Annotated in this window: 1 protein-coding gene; it reads left to right on the top strand. The window is 52.2% G+C overall.

Annotated elements, in window-relative coordinates; genetic code table 11:
* Nucleotides 1-121 precede the first annotated feature (121 nt).
* On the top strand, nucleotides 122-324 hold a 203-nt coding region (locus FE394_RS19525), incomplete at its 3' end, for a DnaB-like helicase N-terminal domain-containing protein (protein WP_319927971.1).

Raw genomic sequence — 324 nt, 5'->3', positions numbered from 1 at the left:
ATCTGCCGCATGAACATTTAAAGATCATCAGTGAAGAGGCGCCCAGCTATGCGTATGCCGAAGTGGGGGTGTTGGGGGGCTGATACTGGAGAATGAGCGCTGGGATAGCGTTGTCCAGCTATTGGCTGCCGACGATTTTTATTTCCCGGCACACCGGATAATATTTCAGGCCATCGCTGAACTGAGCGAAAAAAACTGTCCGTTCGACCTGATTACCCTGACCGATATGCTGACCCAGCGCGGGCAAATTGATCGGGCATGCGGTTTTGCTTATGTAGCGGAAGTATGCCAAAACACGCCGAGCGCCGCCAATATTGAGGAGTA

Source organism: Xenorhabdus littoralis, assembly GCF_033949345.1.
Taxonomy (GTDB): Bacteria; Pseudomonadota; Gammaproteobacteria; order Enterobacterales; family Enterobacteriaceae; genus Xenorhabdus; species Xenorhabdus littoralis.
Note: the sequence above shows the minus strand (reverse complement) of the source record. Positions and strands in the feature narration are given on the sequence as shown.